General features: G+C 71.7%; 16 protein-coding genes. 2 read left to right on the forward strand and 14 right to left on the reverse strand.

The window, feature by feature from the left end:
- Window positions 1-3 precede the first annotated feature (3 nt).
- Together NT132_RS01270 and NT132_RS01275 are read right to left on the reverse strand one after the other, a co-directional pair.
- Window positions 4-2,712, reverse strand: coding sequence for an FtsK/SpoIIIE domain-containing protein (locus NT132_RS01270; RefSeq protein ID WP_297783623.1), 2,709 nt, complete (start codon window positions 2,710-2,712; stop codon window positions 4-6).
- Between the two features lie 94 nt (window positions 2,713-2,806).
- Entirely contained in the window at window positions 2,807-3,577 is a 771-nt protein-coding gene (locus NT132_RS01275; RefSeq protein WP_297783626.1) for a protein phosphatase 2C domain-containing protein, read from the reverse strand.
- A gap of 109 nt (window positions 3,578-3,686) precedes the next feature.
- Here NT132_RS01275 and NT132_RS01280 point away from each other — a divergent pair, with 109 nt between their 5' ends.
- The gene (locus tag NT132_RS01280) at window positions 3,687-4,820 is read left to right on the forward strand and encodes an epoxide hydrolase family protein (RefSeq protein ID WP_297783629.1); all 1,134 of its coding nucleotides are present in this window, start codon (window positions 3,687-3,689) and stop codon (window positions 4,818-4,820) included.
- Here the strand turns inward: NT132_RS01280 and NT132_RS01285 are convergent.
- The 8 genes from NT132_RS01285 to NT132_RS01320 all read right to left on the reverse strand — a co-directional run bounded on the left by NT132_RS01285 (window position 4,809) and on the right by NT132_RS01320 (window position 14,280).
- Window positions 4,809-6,326 (reverse strand): GMC family oxidoreductase N-terminal domain-containing protein, encoded by a 1,518-nt coding sequence (locus tag NT132_RS01285; RefSeq protein ID WP_297783631.1) that lies wholly within the window; start codon window positions 6,324-6,326, stop codon window positions 4,809-4,811. The two genes, NT132_RS01280 and NT132_RS01285, sit on opposite strands and share 12 nt — an antisense overlap.
- Before the next feature lie 169 nt (window positions 6,327-6,495).
- Window positions 6,496-7,668 (reverse strand): acyl-CoA dehydrogenase family protein, encoded by a 1,173-nt coding sequence (locus NT132_RS01290; RefSeq protein ID WP_297783634.1) that lies wholly within the window; start codon window positions 7,666-7,668, stop codon window positions 6,496-6,498.
- On the reverse strand, window positions 7,665-8,543 hold the full coding sequence (locus NT132_RS01295) for an amidohydrolase family protein (protein ID WP_297783637.1): 879 nt from the start codon (window positions 8,541-8,543) through the stop codon (window positions 7,665-7,667). Before NT132_RS01295 ends, NT132_RS01290 begins: the two co-directional genes overlap by 4 nt.
- Window positions 8,540-10,144: an AMP-binding protein gene (locus NT132_RS01300; protein WP_297783640.1), complete on the reverse strand. Its 1,605-nt coding sequence runs from the start codon at window positions 10,142-10,144 to the stop codon at window positions 8,540-8,542. Before NT132_RS01300 ends, NT132_RS01295 begins: the two co-directional genes overlap by 4 nt.
- Before the next feature lie 3 nt (window positions 10,145-10,147).
- A complete protein-coding gene (locus NT132_RS01305) occupies window positions 10,148-11,044 on the reverse strand; it encodes an SDR family NAD(P)-dependent oxidoreductase (RefSeq protein WP_297783668.1) in 897 nt (298 codons plus the stop codon).
- 14 nt (window positions 11,045-11,058) lie between these two features.
- Window positions 11,059-11,523 carry a MaoC family dehydratase gene (locus NT132_RS01310; protein WP_297783643.1) on the reverse strand — a complete coding sequence of 155 codons (465 nt, stop codon included), beginning with the start codon at window positions 11,521-11,523 and terminating at the stop codon, window positions 11,059-11,061.
- Between the two features lie 118 nt (window positions 11,524-11,641).
- A complete protein-coding gene (locus NT132_RS01315; protein WP_297783646.1) occupies window positions 11,642-12,766 on the reverse strand; it encodes an NDMA-dependent alcohol dehydrogenase in 1,125 nt (374 codons plus the stop codon).
- A 71-nt stretch (window positions 12,767-12,837) separates the two neighbouring features.
- Window positions 12,838-14,280, reverse strand: coding sequence for an aldehyde dehydrogenase (locus tag NT132_RS01320; RefSeq protein WP_297783650.1), 1,443 nt, complete (start codon window positions 14,278-14,280; stop codon window positions 12,838-12,840).
- Between the two features lie 151 nt (window positions 14,281-14,431).
- Between NT132_RS01320 and NT132_RS01325 the strand changes: the two genes are divergently transcribed.
- A complete protein-coding gene (locus NT132_RS01325) occupies window positions 14,432-14,869 on the forward strand; it encodes a MarR family transcriptional regulator (protein ID WP_297783653.1) in 438 nt (145 codons plus the stop codon).
- A gap of 42 nt (window positions 14,870-14,911) precedes the next feature.
- On the opposite strand, the gene NT132_RS01330 is transcribed toward NT132_RS01325, so the two are convergent.
- The 4 genes from NT132_RS01330 to atpD form a co-directional block, all read right to left on the reverse strand.
- The gene (locus tag NT132_RS01330; protein ID WP_297783656.1) at window positions 14,912-15,631 is read right to left on the reverse strand and encodes a large exoprotein; all 720 of its coding nucleotides are present in this window, start codon (window positions 15,629-15,631) and stop codon (window positions 14,912-14,914) included.
- Between the two features lie 96 nt (window positions 15,632-15,727).
- The gene (yaaA, locus tag NT132_RS01335; protein WP_297783660.1) at window positions 15,728-16,486 is read right to left on the reverse strand and encodes a peroxide stress protein YaaA; all 759 of its coding nucleotides are present in this window, start codon (window positions 16,484-16,486) and stop codon (window positions 15,728-15,730) included.
- A gap of 71 nt (window positions 16,487-16,557) precedes the next feature.
- Window positions 16,558-16,818 carry a F0F1 ATP synthase subunit epsilon gene (locus NT132_RS01340; RefSeq protein WP_297783663.1) on the reverse strand — a complete coding sequence of 87 codons (261 nt, stop codon included), beginning with the start codon at window positions 16,816-16,818 and terminating at the stop codon, window positions 16,558-16,560.
- Window position 16,819: 1 nt separating this feature from the next.
- A partial coding sequence (gene atpD / locus NT132_RS01345; RefSeq protein WP_297783666.1) for a F0F1 ATP synthase subunit beta occupies window positions 16,820-17,852 on the reverse strand: 1,033 nt, incomplete at its 5' end.

Genomic DNA, 17,852 nt, shown 5'->3' on the forward strand with positions numbered 1-17,852 from the left:
GCCTCACCCGCGCCGCCGCTCGCCGCGCACCTCGGCGCCGGGCAGCAGCACCCGGCGCACCTGCCCGACCCCGTCGAGCAGCCAGGCCCGGCCGCGCCCGGGCTCACAGTACGGCGGCAGCGTCCGGTCACCGGTGAGGAGCCGGTAGTCCGGCCCGCAGCCCGCGTCTATGACGAGTTCACCGCGCAGGCGGACGGTGGCGAGCACCTGCCAGGCCCGCTGCCACTGGTCCGCATCCCCCAGGATCACCCGCGTCTCGCCCGGTGCTGCGTCGGATTCGTGCGGGGCCGCGACCGATACGCCCTGCGCCGCGAGGGCCGCTCGCACGGCCGCCGCGCGGGACGCCCCGGCGAGCACGAGTGCGCTCACGCCCGGCACCGGGCGCCACCCGGCGACCGGCAGCGCCGTCGGGCTCGGGACGGGCGGCGCGTCGAGGAACTGCACCGTGACCCCGTCGATGCTGCCGCGCCCACGGGGAGCATGCGGATCGTGCGCCGCGGCGTCGCCACCGGCGGCGACATGGTCGAGCCGGGTCGGCAGCCGCAACAGGGCGCGCCGCCCGCACAGGTCCACGATGCGCGCCGCCGCCCCCGCGACCCGCCCGACGCTGACTACGGGGCGGAGGCCGCCGGCACGTACCAGGTGGGTGAGCCGCTCGACGAGGGCGGCGGCGTAGTCCGGCGGGTACCGCGTCAGCAGCACATCCAGGTCGTCGCACACCAGCAGCGCGCCGTCGGCGGGGGGACGCTGCTCGGCGGCCGCCAGCAGATCCCATGCGGGCTCCGGTTCGCTCGGCAGGAGCATCGCCCCGGGGTCCTGCGCGGCGAGTGCCCGCAGCAGGCCGGACCGTCCCGATCCGGGACCCCCGATGACCGCGAGACCGCCGTCACGCGCGGGGAGGAGCACCGGCGACTGCCGCTGCGCGGCGGGCTCGTCGGCGAGCCCCAGGACGAGCTCCTCTGCCTGCCCGGCGAGCGCCGCCACCGGCAGGTGGTCGGGTAGCGGCGGCAGCCACGGCGAGCGTGCCGGGTGGCCCACGGCGTCCGCGCGGATCGCGGCGATGTCGGCGTCCGACGTCAGCGCCACCCGCACCCGCGTCGCGCGCATCGCATCCGCCGTGCGGATGTGGGCGACGCCGCGTTCCGGCTCGGTCGCCGCCTCGTCCCCACCGAGCAGGAAGCGACTGTCGGCCGCGTCCGTGACCCGCAGGCTGAGCCGCAGCGGACAGTTCGTGAGCAGCGCCTCCCGCACGACGCCGGTCGCCCGCTGCGTGCCGAGGATCAGGTGCATCCCCAGCGCCCGCCCTCGCGCGGCGACATCCGTGAACACGGCGGCCAGCTCGGGGGCATGCTGCAGCAGGGCCGCGAACTCGTCGACGACGATGACGAGCCGGGGCAGCCCAGCCGCCGGATCGGAGACGTCCCGTGCGCCGCGGGCGGCGAGCGTCGCCTCGCGGTACCTGATCTCGGCGCGCAACGACTCGATCGCCCGCCGCGCTCCCCGGTCGTCCAGGTCGGTGACGACGCCGGTGACGTGCGGCAGTCCCGCCAGCCGGTCGAACGCCGTCCCCCCTTTGAAGTCGGCGAGGAGGAACGTGACCTCGTCGGTGCTGCGGCCGGCGGCCATCGCCGTCACCCAGGTGGTGAGCAGTTCGCTCTTGCCCGCACCGGTGATGCCGGCGACCACCGCGTGCGGTCCGTCGGAGACGAGATCGAGCAGGAACGGGCCGCCGGTCGTCGCGCCCAGGGTCACCGCCAGCCCCTGTCGCGGCGGTCGTGGCAGGTCGGCGAACGCAACGCGCTCGGGCAGCAGCCTGCCCACGGAGGCGGCCGCCGCGCGATCGGAGAGCAGGAGGGCCATCGCCCGCGCCTGCGAGACCGACACCGCCTCGACCCGCACGGCGCTGATGCGGCCGTCGTGGTCGAGCAGCGCCTCGTCGAGGCCCGCGACCGTGAGCACCGCGGCGCATTCGGGCGGCGGCAGCACCCCGGGCGGGACGACCACGACGGCGAGCGCGTCGGGCTCGATCGGTGCAGCGGTCACGAGCCGCCGGGGCGCGGGCGCCCGGTGCGGCACGTCGGCCGCCCAGCTCCCGGGCGGCGGGGTGAGCGTGAGCGTTCCGACGGGATGCTGGCACAGCGCCTGCAGCACGAGGCCACGCGCGACGCCGTCTGCCAACGGCGAGGGTCCGACGACGGCGATGCCGGCGGATGCGGGGACCACGATCGGCGCATCCGGCAGCGTCGCCGCGAGGTCTCGGAGGGCCGCGGCGTCCGGGTCGTCGCCGCTGATCCTGACCGCGCTGGTCGCGGCGCCGCGTCCCACCACGAGCGCCCCTGCCCGGCCGGGGACCGGCCGCCAGATCTCACCGGGCGCCAGGGCGAAGCCGGCGAGATCGGGGTGGCGGGCGCGGAGCTCTTCCCGCTCCACGTCGTGTGCGCGGCGTACGTCGTCCCGCACGGCGACCTGCGCCCGCGACCGCTCCGCCGCACCCCGGCGGTGTGCGCGGTGCGCTGCGCGCCGCGTGTCGAGCAGGGACGCCCCGGCCATGACCGGTCCGAGCGCGGCGAACCACAGCGCGAACGCGGAGCCGGTCAGCATCCACATCATCACGGCGCCGACGGCCGGCACGAGGAGCGCGAGGATCGGGAGCCCGTTCCGGATCGGAGACGGGGCGGACGGCGGAAGCGAGAACGTCGGTGCGGGGCCCATGCGTCCCAGCCCAGCCCGTCATCGCGGGCGGCGGCGGCCTCCCGCACAACGCGTGGACGACCGCGCGCGGATCAGCGCCTGGGGAGGAACGGTGTCAGTGCGCGAGCGCGACGTCGAGCACGATGACCGTGACGTTGTCGCGGCCGCCGTTCTCGAGGGCCGCATCCAGCATCGCCTCGACGGCCTCCGCCGGGTCGGCGTGCTCGCGCAGGAAGTGCTGAATGCCGTAGTCGGTGAGTTCCTTGGTGAGCCCGTCGGAGCACACCACGAACCGGTCGCCGTCGACGACGTCAAGTCGCACGTAGTCCGGGCGGACGCTCTCGCTGGGCCCGACCGCGCGGGTGATGACGTTGCCGTACGGGTGATTCTCGGCCTCTTCCGGGCTGAGCCGGCCGGCGGCGACGAGTTCCTGAACCACGGAGTGATCGGTCGTGATCTGCACGAGCGTGTCATCGCGAAGCAGATAGACACGGGAGTCGCCGATGTTCAGCGTGACCCAGTGCGGCTCGGGCCCGGTGAGGTCGAGGAAGACCCCGGTGACCGTGGTTCCGGTGCCGTCGTCGGTCGCCTCGGGATGCGCGGCGATGTCTTTGACGGCGCGGGACAGCGCCTTCTCGATGGTCTTGGGGGTGACGGAGCCGCCGTCAACCACGGCCTCGAGCCGCGTCACCGTGCTGGCGCTGGCGATCTCGCCGCCGATGTGACCGCCCATGCCGTCCGCGACGACGAAGAGCGGGTAGGCGGCCAGAACCGCATCCTGGTTCACCTCGCGGCGCCGACCCACATCCGTGGCGGCGGCCCAGCGCAGTTCGAGTGCACCGGACGGCAGGGCCACATCGTGGGCGCGCGTCGTCGTGTCGGGCACTGAGTGTCCTTCCAGATGGGCTGCAACGTCGCCGTCGCGACCGGCGCGACGTCCTCACATCCTAGTGCGAGGGCAGCGGTGCCTCGCCCGCTGCCCCTACGCTGACGGCGTGGAACGATTCTTCATCGATGTCGATGACGCCCTGATCGCCGATCTTCATGACCGAGTGGCACGTACGCGCTGGCCGGATGCCGTCACGACGGACTGGTCGTGGGGCACGCCGCCGGGCGCACTCCGGGAGCTCGCCGATCACTGGCGCACCGGGTACGACTGGTCCGCCACGCAGCGTCGGCTCAACGCCCACCCGCAGATCCTCGTCGACGTCGACGGGGAGCGGCTGCACGTGCTGCGCGCCGGGACCCCCGGCACCACGCCGCTCTTCCTGCTGCACGGCTGGCCGGACGCGTTCATCCGGTTCGAGAAGGTGCTGCCGCTGCTCGGGGACCGGTTCGACCTGGTCGTCCCGTCGCTCCCGGGGTTCGGGTTCTCCCCCGGCCCGGCGAACCCCGGGTGGGGGCCCGATCGGATCGCGGACGCCCTCGCCGGCGTGGCGGACGAACTGGGGATGGCGTCGTTCGTGGTGCACGGCGCGGACGTCGGCTCGACGATCGCCGAGTCCCTCGCCGCCCGGCACCCGGACCGGGTGCTCGCCCTGCACCTGGGGGATGTGCCGGCGTGGCACCGGTATCAGCTCGCCGGTGCCGAGCTGGCCCCCGACGAGAAGGCGTACGCCGATCAGATGGCGACCTGGTTCGCGGCGGAAGGGGCGTACGCCATGCTTCATCGCACCAAGCCGCAGACCCTCGCCTATGCCCTGGCGGACTCGCCCGTCGCGCTCGCGGCATGGTTCGTGGAGAAGCTGCGCAGCTGGAGCGACGGCGACGGCCCCTGGGGCGGGTTCACCCGTGACGAGGTGCTGGACCTGCTGACGATCGCCTGGGCGACCGGCACCGGCCCCTCCTCGGTCCGGCACTACCGGGATGCGGCGCTGCACCCATCGACGCACACCGACCGGGTGACGGTCCCCACCGGGTTCACCCTGTTCCCGCGCGACATCGCGCTCGCGCCCCGCGTCTACGCGGAGCGGTTCTTCGACGTGCGGCACTACGCCGTGATGCCGCGGGGCGGTCATTTCGGACCGTGGGAGGAACCGCGGCTGTTCGCCGACGACCTCCGCGCCTTCGTCGACGCCGTCCTGGGTAGCGACACCGACGCCCCGACCGGTTCCGCCTCAGCCCGCTGAGTCCGCCTCTGCCGCGATGAGCTCCGCCATCCGTTCCCCGATCATCACGGCGGTCAGCGCGGTGCCCCGTGACGGGACGGTGGGCAGGATCGATGCGTCGGCGACACGGAGCCCCGCCACGCCGTGGACGCGGCCGTGCGGATCCACCACGCCGCGGCCGGGCGGCCCCATGCGCGCAGTGCCGCAGGAGTGGAGCGACGTCCCGAGCCGTTCCCGCACCCAGTCCTCCCGGGCCCCCGGTGCGGCGGGCGGGTCGTCGACGTCGGCCACGATCCCCCGGAACGCGGGACCTCGCAGCAGCCGCGCCGCGAGATCGACCCCGGCGGCGAGCGCCGCCGCATCCGCGGCATCGTCGAGGTAGCGGTAGCGCAGCGCCGGCCGGCCGCCGAGCTCGACCGCTCCGCGGGAGCGCGGTGTCGCCAGGGTCACCCGGAGGTCCAGCGCGTCGCCCGCGGACGCCGGCGCTCCGACGATCGAGGTGGTCGGTGCGATGGCGAGGAGGAGTTCCACGGCCTCGCCCCCGGGCAGCATGGCGTTCCAGGCCGCGGTCCACGCGGCGACAGGATCGGCGGCGACCATGCCGGGGCGTGCGCGCCAGCCGATGTCGACAGCGGGGTGGTCGGCGAGCCCCGCCCCCACGTGCGGCGCGGCCGCATGCACGGGAACGCCGCGGGAGCGGAGGGTGTCGGGATCGCCGATGCCTGAGGCGAAGAGCAGGCGGGGCGTCTCGATCGCGCCCGCACAGAGCACGACCTCGTCACCGTCGAGCACGACCCGGGTGCCGTCGGCGCGCTGCACCTCGACCCCCGCGGCCGCACCACGGACGATGAGGACGCGGGCGGCGAGCGCGTCGGCATGGACGCGCAGGCGCGGCAGCGGTCCCGCCGCCCCGTAGGCCCGCCACATCCCCCACCGCTCGGCGGCGAGCGCGTTCCGCGGCAGCAGCCCCACGCCCTCGTCCGCGCCGTCGTTCTTGTCGGCGCGGAGGGTCGCACCGTCCGCGCCCGCACCGGCGAGGAAGGCCTCGGTGAGCGGCTCGCCGCGGCCTGTCCGCTCCACCGGCACCGGCCCCGACCCGCCGTGGATCGGGGAGCCGGGAAAGTCCCGGTCGTGTTCGAGGCGTCGAAGCGCCGGCAGACATGCCGAGTACCCCCACTCGGCGCCGCCGTCGGTCTCCCACCGCGCGAAGTCGCCACGCGCCGGTCGCTGAAAGTATGCGCCGTTCACGGCTGTGCTGCCGCCCAGAAGGCGACCGCGCGCGACCCGCCACGGCCGGTCCTCGCGCAGCCACGCATCGTAGGTCCAGGCGAGCGAGCCGTCCGGGAGGCTCGCCCGCACCGTCCGGGCGTCGCGCAGGGCATCGCGCAGCGACGGGTCGGTGATGAACGCGGGGTCGGGGCCGGCCTCGATGAGATCGACCTCGTGCCCGGCCTCGGCGAGCCGGACCGCCAGCGGGACCCCGGAGCCTCCCCCGCCCTCGACCAGGATGCGGCGGGGCGACATCATGGCCGGCCGCCCCGCGGCGACACGGTCACGACCGACCGCCGGGCGCGCGCTCGGCGAAGACGGCGCCGAGGCCCCGGAATGCCGCATCGATGAGCGCCAGCACGTCGTCGTCGACGCCGTCGACCCACTGAGACTGGCGGCAAGAGTTCGGATCAGATCCGAACCCCGATCACCGCACGAAGGCGCTGAGACCGGTGAGCGCACGCCCCACGATCAGGGTGTTCATCTCCCGGATGCCTTCAAAGGTGTACATCGCCTCCGCATCTGCGAAGAAGCGCACGACGTCGTGGTCGAGCAGCACGCCGTTGCCGCCGAGGGACTCGCGCGCCAGTGCCACGCTCTCCCGCAGGCGGTCGGCGGCGACGATTTTGATGAGGCTGGGCGAGACGTCGTCCTGGATGGGATGCGTCGTGGTGCGCACCGCGAGCGCGAGCGTCTGCGCGATGTTGGCGACGATGCGCACGAGCTTGTCCTGGATCAGCTGGAACCCAGCGATCGGGCGGCCGAACTGCACACGCTGCGTCGTGTACGCGTGCGCGGCGGCGTAGGCGCCCAGCTGCATACCCGCCGAGCTCCACGCGATGTCGGCGCGGAGGGGGCGGAACACCCGCGTCATGTCCGCGAAGCTCTCGATGCGCGGCAGTCGGCGCTCCTCCGGCACCACGACGCCGTCGAGCACGATGTCGGCATTGTGGACCATCCGGGCCACCGCCTTGTGCTCGATCACGCTGCGGCCGAGGCCCACGCTGTCGGCTGCGACGACGAACGCGAGGACCCGCGGGCCGTCCAGCTCCCGTGCGATGACGACGATGTTGTCGGAGATGGTCGCGTTGCCGATCCACCGCTTCGCCCCGTCCAGCACCCAGTGGTCGCCGACGCGGCGCGCCGTGGTCGACAGACCGCCGGCGATGTCCGAACCGTGGTCGGGCTCGTTGAGCGCGAGGCATCCGGTGAAGGAGAAGTCCAGGATGCCGGGATCCCAGGCCGCGACCTGCTCCGGGCTGCCGCCGGCGTGGATGACGCGGCGGAACATCCCCACCTGTCCCCCGTAGACGATGGACACGGCCAGGTCGAGCCGGGCGAGCTCCAGGGTGATGAAGCCGCGGTAGATCGGCCGGAGCGCCCCCTCGGCGTCGCACACCGACGGATCGTCCAGCAGGTGCAGCTCGGCGAGCGGGCGGCGGATGTCCGCCAGCGTCTCGGCGCGCTCCCAGCGGTCCACGATCAGCGGCCGCACGTGCGTGTCGAGGTGATGGCGCAGCTCGGCGAGCTTCGACCGTTCGGCATCGGTGAGGTCCGAGGCGAACCCGAGGAGGTCGCCCGGATAGTCGAGGTCGCTCACGCTTCGTCTCCGAGCTTGAGCAGCCGCACCGCGTTCTCCTTGAGCACACGCCGCTCGACGTCCTCGCCGAGCTCGAGCGCCGCGAAGTCGCGCAGCCAGCGGTCGGGCGTGAGCGCCGGGAAGTCCGACCCGAACAGCATCTTGTGCGAGAGGTAGGTCCGGGTGGCGCGCACCAGGTTCGGCGAGAAGTACTTCGGCGACCAGCCGGAGAGGTCGATGTACACGTTCACCTTGTGGGTGGCGATCGAGATCGCTTCGTCCTGCCAGGGGACGCTGGGATGGGCGAGGATGACGTCGAGCCCAGGATGCCGCGCCGCGACGTCGTCGAGGAGCATCGGGTTCGACAGGGACAACCGGTATCCGCCACCGCCCGGCATCCCCGCGCCCACGCCGGTCTGCCCGGTGTGCACCACGATGGGCAGGCTCCGCTGCTCGATCTCGGCGAAGATCGGCGTGTAGGCCGGGTCGGAGGGGTCGAAGCCCTGCACCGTCGGGTGGAACTTGAACCCCTTCACGCCGAGGTCGTCGGCCTGGCGTCGCACCTCGTCGACCGCGGCTTCCCCCTGCAACGGGTCGACCGAGCCGAACGCGATGAGCGTGTCGGGGTGGCGCCGGGCGCCGCTGACGATGTCGTCGATGCTGTTGGGCCGGTGACCCGTGTTGGTCGTGGCGTCTACCGTGAAGACGACCGCCATGAGGTCGCGCTCCCGGTAGTACTCCGCGGTCTCGTCGACCGTGCGGGTCGGCTCGGAGGCACCGAAGTAGCGGTCCATGGCCTCCCGCTGTTCCTGGGACGCCCCGTGGTGGCCGGAATCATCGACCTGGATGTGCACGTGCGTGTCGATCGCCTTCACGGCGGCGAGTGCGTCGGTCATGCGTGCTCTTCCTCTCGGTCCTGCTGGACTTCGCCGCGCAGCGCCGCCATGTCCACCTTCCCGGTGGGCGTGCGTTCCAGCGAGGCGCGGAACAGGATGTGGCGGGGCTTCTTGTATCCGGCCAGCAGCTCCCCCACGTGGGAGATCAGCTCCTCGGCGGTCGTGCGGGCGTCGGCGGGCTCGACGACCGCGGTGACGATCTCACCGAACCGGGGGTCGGGCACGCCGATCACCACGGCGTCGGCGACGCCGTGGTGAGCAAGGAGGGCCTCTTCCACCTCGAGCGGGTAGACCTTCTCCCCGCCGGTGTTGATGACGCCGCTGCCGCGGCCGAGGAACTCGATGTAGCGGTCCTCCTGGACCCGCACCCAGTCCCCCGGCACGACGTGGCGCACCCCATTGATCACCGGGAAGGTGGCGTCCGTCTTCGCGGCGTCGGCGTGGTAGCCGAGCGGGAGCGCGCCGCGCTGTCCCAGCACGCCGAGGGCCCCCACCTGATCCTGGATCTCGGTGAAGTCGGCGTCGAAGACAACGGCGGTGGGGAACAGCTTGGGCCGTCCCGGGAGGTCGTCGATGCCGGTGGTGATGGTCACCGCGAATCCGCCGCCCTCGGTCGAGGCGAGCATGTCGTAAATGCGCAGATCCGCCAGCTCGTGCAGCCGCCGCTTGCTCTCCGCGCTGAACCGCATGCCCGAGCTCATCACGCTGGTGACGGTCTCCAGCCGGACGCCCAGCCGCTCGGCCGCATCCGCGATCGGGATGGCGACCGCGTCGCCCGCGACGATGATGCGCGTGGCGCGGGCCTCGTTGGCGAAAGCGACCGCCCGCTCGGCGTCCAGCCGGGGCGAGCACATGAGCGCCACGGTGCCGCCGACGGCGAGCGTGTTCATCGAGGTGGTCAGCGCCGTGCCGTGCATGAGAGGTGCGAGCGGCAGATTCACCATGGGCGAGGTGTCCGGGTCGCTCGCGATGGCGACGGCTTCGTCCATGGTCGTCGGGGTCGGGAGGCCGCCGAGTTCGTAGGTGGCGAACATCTGCACCTCGAACATGTCGGGCGCACTCCACCGCACGGCTTTCGGGCGACCGGTCGTCCCGCCGGTGTAGATCCAGAGCTCGCCGCCGTCGGGGGCGTGCGCGGGCAGCGGCACGTCGTCGGCCACCACGTCCGCCCAGCGCGAGCCGGGGCCGTCGGGCTCGTCGGTGTCGTCGGTGCGCACCAGCACCACGTCGTGGTCGGACTGCGCGACCGCGGCGACGGCCACGTCCTCGAGGGAGCCCGGGTAGACGAGCACGCGGGACTGCGAGTCGTCGAGGAGCGCGGCGATCTCCCCCGGCCGCAGCCGGTAGTTCAGCGGCACCGGCGTGACCCCGGTGGCGAGGCAGGCGAAGAAGGTGACGAGCAGCTCCGGGGTGTTGTAGAGCAGCATCGCGACGCGGTCGCCGCGCTCGACCCCGTGCCGGGTGAGATACGCGGCGAGCGCGCCGGCCTCCCGGGCGAACCGAGAATATGACCATTCCCGCCCGTCGATGGTTCGGATCGCGAGCCGCTCCGGGAGCGCTCTCGCAACCGCCTGCCAGACGTCGGAGTAGTGACCCTGCACGGGTCAGTCCTTTGCCGGTGGGCCGGAGTGCTGTGCGCTCGCGGCCAGGTCGTCGTGCCACACGGCGTCGATCCCGTCCGGCGTCCATCCGCCGGCGGAGTCCCGCGTTTCGAGCACGGCCGGGTGGGAGTACAGCGTGAGCCGGTCGCCGCCGATGCCGATCGCCTGACCCGTGACGTCCGCGGACGCGTCGGAGGCGAGCCACACGATGAGGGCTGCGACGTCCTCCGGCGAACCGAGAGCGTGGTCGCGACGGTATTCCTCCGGAATGCCCTTGCCGGCGACGTAGTCCTCGTACACCTCGGTGTAGGCGGGGATGGTCGCGGTCATGGGCGACAGTGCGGTGGGGATGACGGCGTTGGCGGTCACGTGCGCGCGGGCAAGCTCCAGCGCGAGCGTGCGTGCCATGGCCACGAGGCCCGCCTTCGCGGTCGCGTAGTTGGTCTGACCGAAGCTGCCGAACTGGCCGGCGGGCGAACCGATGAGGACGATCCGGCCGCCCTGCTCCTGCGTGCGCATGGCGACGGCCGCCGCGCGGGCGCAGGTGAAGGACCCGCGGAGGTGGGTCTCGATGACGAGGTCGAAGTCGTCGTCGGACATCTTCCAGACCACGCGGTCACGGAGGACCCCGGCGTTGGCGACCATCACGTCGATGCGACCGAAGTTCTCGATCGCCGCGGCAACGAGCCGATCGGCGGTCTCGGTGGGCCCGACGGGGGCGATGACCGCGACGGCGCGGCCGCCGGCGGACTCGATCTCGGCGACGGTGCCGTTCGCGCTCTCGGCGTCCACGTCGTTGACGACCACGGCGGCGCCGGCCGCTGCCAGGGCGATGGCGTAGGCACGGCCGAGGCTGCGCCCCGCGCCGGTGACGACGGCGACCTTGCCGTCGAGGCGGATCCCGCGCTCGGCGCTCACAGGTAGTACCTCAGCACGAACTCGGCGACGCACGCGGGCTTCTCGGAGCCTTCGCGCTCGAACACGACCGACTGGACGACCTGGTACCCGCCCGACACCTCGGTCACCTCGACGATCTCACCAGTCACCCGGATGCGGGAGCCAGCCGGCACGGGTGAGGGGAAGCGCACCCGGTTCAGGCCGTAGTTGATGCCCATGCTCGACCCGGTCACCTCGAAGATCTCGCGGATGTGCGGGACGACCAGGCTCAGGGTGAGCAGGCCGTGCGCGATGCGGGTGCCGAACGGCGTCGCCGCAGCGAACTCCTCGTCGATGTGGATCGGGTTGTCGTCCCCGGATACCCGCGCGTAGAGGTCGACCTCCTCCTGCGTGATCTCCCGCCAGGAGGAGGGCCCGAAGGACCGCCCGGCGATCGACGGCAGGTCGGTGATCGGGATGGAGAGTTTGTCGGGGGCGCTCACGGTCACGCTGATCCTCGTTTCGCTTCGTCGCGGAATGATGATGAAAGGGAAGGCGTCACTGCCCTCGTTATCAGTTTACCTGAAATAGAGGGCGGTGTCATGCCTTCGTGCCGGCGGATCAGTGGAACAGGATCCGGCCGCGGATGTTCTTGCCGTCCAGGAGGTCTTGGTACCCCTGATTGATGTCGTCGAGGGTGTAGGTCGTGGTGATGAGCTCGTCGAGCTTCAGCTGCCCGGCCTGGTACATCCGCATCTGCCGCGGGATGTCGGCCCGCGGGTTCGCGTGACCGTAGATGGTGCCCTGGATCCGCTTCTGGTAGCGGGTGAACTCCAGCGGCGAGATCGGGATGCTGTCCTCGCTGTCGGGAGCGATCCCGGTGAGGACCGCCACCCCGCCCTTGCGGATGGCTTTCACCGCTTCCGCGACATGCGACCCGGAGACCACGCCGACCGTGACGATCGCGCGGTCGGCGCCCTGCCAATCGGTGAGCGTGAGCGCGAACTCCGCCGCCTCGGTCATGGTCGCGAACGCGTGCGTGGCCCCCATCTGCAGTGCCATCTCGCGCTTGAACTCGATCGGGTCGACCGCGAGGATCGAGGTCGCACCGGCGTGCTTGGCGCCCTGCACCGCGTTGATCCCGATCCCGCCGACACCCATGACGATGACGACGTCTCCGGGCTGTGTCTCTGCGGCATACACCGCGGAGCCCCACCCGGTGCCGACACCGCAGCCCAGCAGCCAGAGCGTGTCGAGGTCCGCATCCGCCGGGAGCTTGATGGCCGATTTCGTGGAGACCAGCGTGTACTCGGAGAAGGTGCCCAGGGCGCACATCTGACCGGCCTGCGAGCCGTCCTCGAGGGTGAAGCGGAAGCTCTCGTCGTCGAAGCGGGCACCCAGCAGGATGTAGCGACCGTAGGTGCAGAGGTTCGACATGCCGGAGTTGCACCAGCGGCACTCGCCACAGGTGGGGATCCAGGAGAAGACGACCTTGTCGCCCACCTCCCAGCCGATGGTGTTCGGCCCGACCGCCTCCACGATGCCGGTGCCCTCGTGCCCCGCGATCATGGGGAGGTGCGGCAGCGCGCTGTCGCCGGTGACGAGGTGGAGGTCGGAGTGGCACATGCCCGCGGCGACCATCTTGACCCGGATCTCATCCTGCCGCGGATCCTCCACCTCGACATCGAGCACATCGAAGACGCCGTTCTGTTCGCGGATGACGGCGGCGCGGGAGCGGATGGGCATGGTTCCTCCTTGAAGCGACGGGTCGTCGACGATGACGGACCCGGATGCGGCGGCGCCGCGGTGGACGGGGATCAGATGAAGATGGACTTCGACACGAGGTAGCTCGACACGGCCTCGGGGCCGAGCTCGCGACCGAGGCCGGAGGCGCGAACGCCGCCGAACGGCAGGTTGATGTCGGGGCGGTACCCTTGCAGCCCGATGGAGCCGGTGCGCACGCGCCGCGCGACGCGCAGCACCTCGTCGTCATCGGCGCCGAACACGGCACCCCCGAGCCCATACGAGGTCGCGTTGGCGATCCGGACGGCGTCGTCGACGTCGGCGTAGGGGTGGAGCGAGATGACCGGCCCGAAGATCTCGTTCTGGGCCAGCTCGCTGTCGGGATCGGCGCCCTCCACGATCGCGGGGGCGTAGAAGTAGCCGGTGTCCGGCAGCGCGGTGTCGCCGGCGAGGACGGTGGCACCCTCGGCCCGGGCACGCTCCACCATGCCCGTGACGCGCTCCAGGGCGGTCCGGGTGACGAGCGGGCCGACCTCGGTGGCCGCATCCTTCGGATCGCCGACCCGGAGGTCGCGGGCGAGGGCGACGAGTCCGTCGCGGAGCTCGTCGTAAAGGTCGGCGGGGGCGAGGATCCGGGAGAGGGCGACGCAGTTCTGACCGGTGTTGCCGAAGGAGCCGGTGCGCAGGCTCGCCAGGGTCGCGGCCACGTCGGCGCCCGGGAGCACCACCGCGGCGGACTTGCCCCCCAGTTCGAGCGTGACGGGGATCAGCCGGCGTCCCGCGACCTCGGCGATCTGGCGGCCGGCGGCCGTCGATCCGGTGAACGCGATCTTGTCCACGCCGGGGTGCTCGACGAGCGCGCGGCCCGTCTCGCGCCCGCCGGTGACGACGTTGATCACGCCCGGCGGCAGGCCGATGGCGATGGCCGCCTCGATGAGCTGGGCGACATCCAGCGGCGACTCCGCGGCGGGCTTGATGACCACGGTGCAGCCGGCCGCCAGCGCGGGCGCCATCTTCATGGTGATGGACGCCTGCGGATGGTTCCAGGGGACGATGAGGGCGGCGACCCCGACGGGCTCGCGGCGGATGATCGAGAATCCGTCGCGGTCGCCGTTCGGACGCTCCACCTCGGTGGTGAGCTCGCGGGCGAGCCGGGCGTAGAAGCGCAGGTGCTGCACCGGGCGGATGGCCCCCATCCCCCGCGCGAGGCCGGCGGGCTGGCCGATCTCGTCGGTGATGAGAGCGGCCGTCGCGTCACCGCGGGCCTCGAGCTCGTCGGCGAGGCGGTCGATCCAGTCGGCACGCTCGGCCGGGGTGGATCGGCCCCACGGCCCGCGGTCGAACGCGTCGCGGGCGGCGCCCACGGCGAGGTCGACGTCCGCGGCCGAGGAATCCGGTGCGGTGCCGACGATCGCGTGGTCGAACGGATTCTCCACGGCGATCGTGTCGGTCGACGAGGGCGTCAGCCACGCGCCCCCGGCGAAGTTGCGGGCATGAACGGTCGTTGTTCTGGGCACGCTCGCACAGTATCAGTCTCCCTGAGATTAAGAAACGCATTGCGACCAGTTGACCGCTATGCGTACAGGGCCAGCGCCACGCTCCCGTGCGCTTCGCCGCCCGGGCGCGACCGTCGCGCTAACCTGGCACGGAGTCAGACAGGGGAACTCCATGGAGCAGAGGTTCAACTTCACCTACGCCGTGAAGCGTCTGGAGCTGGCTCTGCGCCCACGGTTCAACGCTGCCTGCGCCTCGGCGGGCATGACGCCCGCCCAGTACACCGCGATGACCGTGCTGCGCAGCCTCCCCGGACTGACGAGTTCCGAGCTGGCGCGGCGGTCGTTCGTGCGCGCGCAGACCATGGCTATGACCCTCGACCCACTGCTCGAGGCCGGGTACATCCGCCGGGAACAGGATCCGAACCACGCACGACGGATGCTGCTGCATCTGACGGACGCGGGAGCCGATGTGCTTCGCCGGGCCGAACCGGAGTTCAACGCGTTCGAGGACCTGATCGTCTCCGAGCTCACCCCGGAGGAGCAGGAGACGTTCGCCCGATTGCTGCGTCGCGTGCGCAAGACGATCGACGCCCACGGCCACCGCCCGTAGCGCGAAGCCCCCTGCCTGGCAGGGGGCTTCGTGGTTCACAGGTCAGACGCGCGGGGCGTCCGGATCGGCGGGCGGCGCCGGCGGTGCCGGCGGGGCGGGCGGCACGTCGCCGCTCGGCGGCGGCGGGTAGGCGCCGGGGGCTGCCGGCGGCGGCGGGTAGGCCCCGGGGGCTGCCGGCGGAGCATACCCGGGAGCGGCCGGGGCGCCGTAGCCCGGGGCCGCGGTGTACCCGGGCACGACGCCGCCCTGCGACGGGATGCCCTGCCACACGGTCTTATCGGCGATGAAGCTGTTCGCCCAGGGTGCGGGACGGACGGCCGGGTTCCAGGTGTCCTTGGAGAACGCCAGGATGCCGTACCAGATGAGCGTGCCGACGCCGGCGATGATCCACAGCAGCAGGTAGTACCACTCCTTGTTGAGCTTCAGGCCGACCCGCCACCCGATCATGACCAGCACCACGAACTCGAGGAGGAAGAACAGCCAGCCGATCACCGGGATCTGACCGAGCACGGCGGCGCCGACGAGGGTGCCGAGCGTCACCCACGGGGAGACATCGCCCAGCTTGGAGAACACCAGGGTGTTGTAGACCGGCACCCACGCGCGCCATTTACCCTCCACGCCCGCCTTCTCGAAGATCTTCATCAGGAAGAACGAGGCGATGACGTAGAACACGGCCCCCAGAATCAGGAAGAGGGGGATGAGCAGTAAGAGCAGTACCGCGGCACCAGCGGCCCCGGAACCGTCGTCGTAATACGTGAACATCAAGAGATCCTGTCGTCGGGGGCCATGACGGCCACGGGTCGCGAGTGCACCCCTCGCGACACCATGCTAGCGACGCTCTCGGTGTTCTCCCAGCATTCACCCGTGGACGTCTGCGTACAGCATCCACTCTCCGTCCGCCGGTTGGATGCGCATGCCGGCCTCCTGGAGGTGCCGGCGCAGCCCCTCGGGCGTCGAAACCCGCGGTCGTGCCTGCGCCAGGTGGCGCACGAGGCGCCCCTTTGCCGACTTGTTGAAGTGGTTCAGCGCGCGCACCGCGCCGTCGGCGGAGGCGCTCACGACACGGACGTACGCGGAAGGCACGGTGCCCGGCACCGGTCCGAGCGCCGCGTACGCCTCGGAGCGCAGATCCAGGACGAAGGACGGGGCGGCCTCGGCCAGCGCATCGGTGACCGGTGCCGCCCAGAGGCGTCGAAGCGGCGGCAGCCCCGGCAGCGATGTGTTCGCCGCGAGCCGGTAGGCGGGAATGGCGTCGAGCGCCCCGATAGGGCCGAAGGGCGCCGAATGGATGAGCACGTGCGCGCCGAGCCAGCGGCGCGCCGCGGCATCGAGGGAGGCGGCACCCAGGGCGTCGTAGAGCACACCGGTGTAGCGGTCGACGGCGGGCATCGTCGGGGCCTGACGGAGCGCCGCGTTGGTTGCGATCTCGCCGCGCTGCCGTGCGCTGAGCTTCAGCACCCGTGCGGCGGCGTCCTCGTCGGCGGCGAGGGCGACGAGCGCGTCGACAGTCGCGTCACGCGGCGCCCGTAGGCGCGGCAGGGCGAGCGCCCCGGCATCGAGCGCCGCGCCGGTGCCGCCGGCACGCTTCGTCTCCGACGGGGGCAGCAGGATCAGCATCCGACTCTTTCACGCAGTGAACGACGCACGCCGCCCGTGATGATCACGGGCGGCGTGCGGAGGGGGTGTGGTCAGGAGACCAGCGCGGCGTTGCCGGCGACGATCGTGACCTCGTCATGCTCGACCGAGACGAAACCGTCCCGGGCGTCCGCAATGACCTTGGTCCCGCTCGTCTCGGTGATGCGGACCTGGCCTTCGGCGAGGATCGCGAGCACCGGCTCGTGACCCGCCATGAAGCCGATCTCGCCCTCGACGGTCTTGGCGATCACGAGGGACGCTTCGCCGGACCAGATCTCCGCATCCGCGGAGACCAGGCTCACCTTGAGCGGCATGTCAGCCGTTCTCCTTCTGGATCTGCGCCCACTTGGCCTCGACGTCGGCGATGCCACCGACGTTGAAGAACGCCTGCTCGGCGACGTGGTCGAAGTCACCCTTGACGATCGCGTCGAACGACTCGATGGTCTCCTTGATCGGGACCGTGGAGCCCTCGACGCCGGTGAACTTCTTGGCCATGTAGGTGTTCTGCGAGAGGAACTGCTGGATGCGACGTGCACGCGACACGACGATCTTGTCCTCTTCGGAGAGCTCGTCGACACCGAGGATCGCGATGATCTCCTGCAGTTCCTTGTTCTTCTGCAGGATCTGCTTCACGGCGGTGGCCACGCGGTAGTGGTCGGCACCGATGTACCGCGGGTCGAGGATGCGGCTGGTCGAGGTCAGCGGGTCGACGGCCGGGTAGAGACCCTTCGACGCGATCTCACGCGACAGCTCGGTGGTCGCGTCGAGGTGCGCGAACGTCGTCGCCGGGGCGGGGTCGGTGTAGTCGTCGGCGGGCACGTAGATGGCCTGCAGGGACGTGATCGAGTGACCGCGGGTCGAGGTGATGCGCTCCTGGAGCACACCCATCTCGTCGGCGAGGTTCGGCTGGTATCCCACGGCGGAGGGCATGCGCCCCAGCAGCGTGGAGACCTCGGAACCGGCCTGCGTGAAGCGGAAGATGTTGTCGATGAACAACAGCACGTCCTGCTTCTGCACGTCGCGGAAGTACTCCGCCATGGTCAGCGCCGACAGCGCCACGCGAAGACGCGTTCCCGGCGGCTCGTCCATCTGGCCGAAGACGAGGGCGGTCTTCTCGAAGACGCCCGCCTCTTCCATCTCGTGGATCAGGTCGTTGCCCTCACGGGTGCGCTCACCGACACCGGCGAACACCGACACACCACCGTGATCCTGCGCGACGCGCTGGATCATCTCCTGGATGAGGACGGTCTTGCCGACACCGGCGCCGCCGAACAGGCCGATCTTGCCGCCGAGCACGTACGGCGTCAGCAGGTCGATGACCTTGATGCCGGTCTCGAACATCTGCGTC

It is taken from the genome of Microbacterium sp. (assembly GCF_026393345.1).
Lineage (GTDB): Bacteria > Actinomycetota > Actinomycetes > Actinomycetales > Microbacteriaceae > Microbacterium.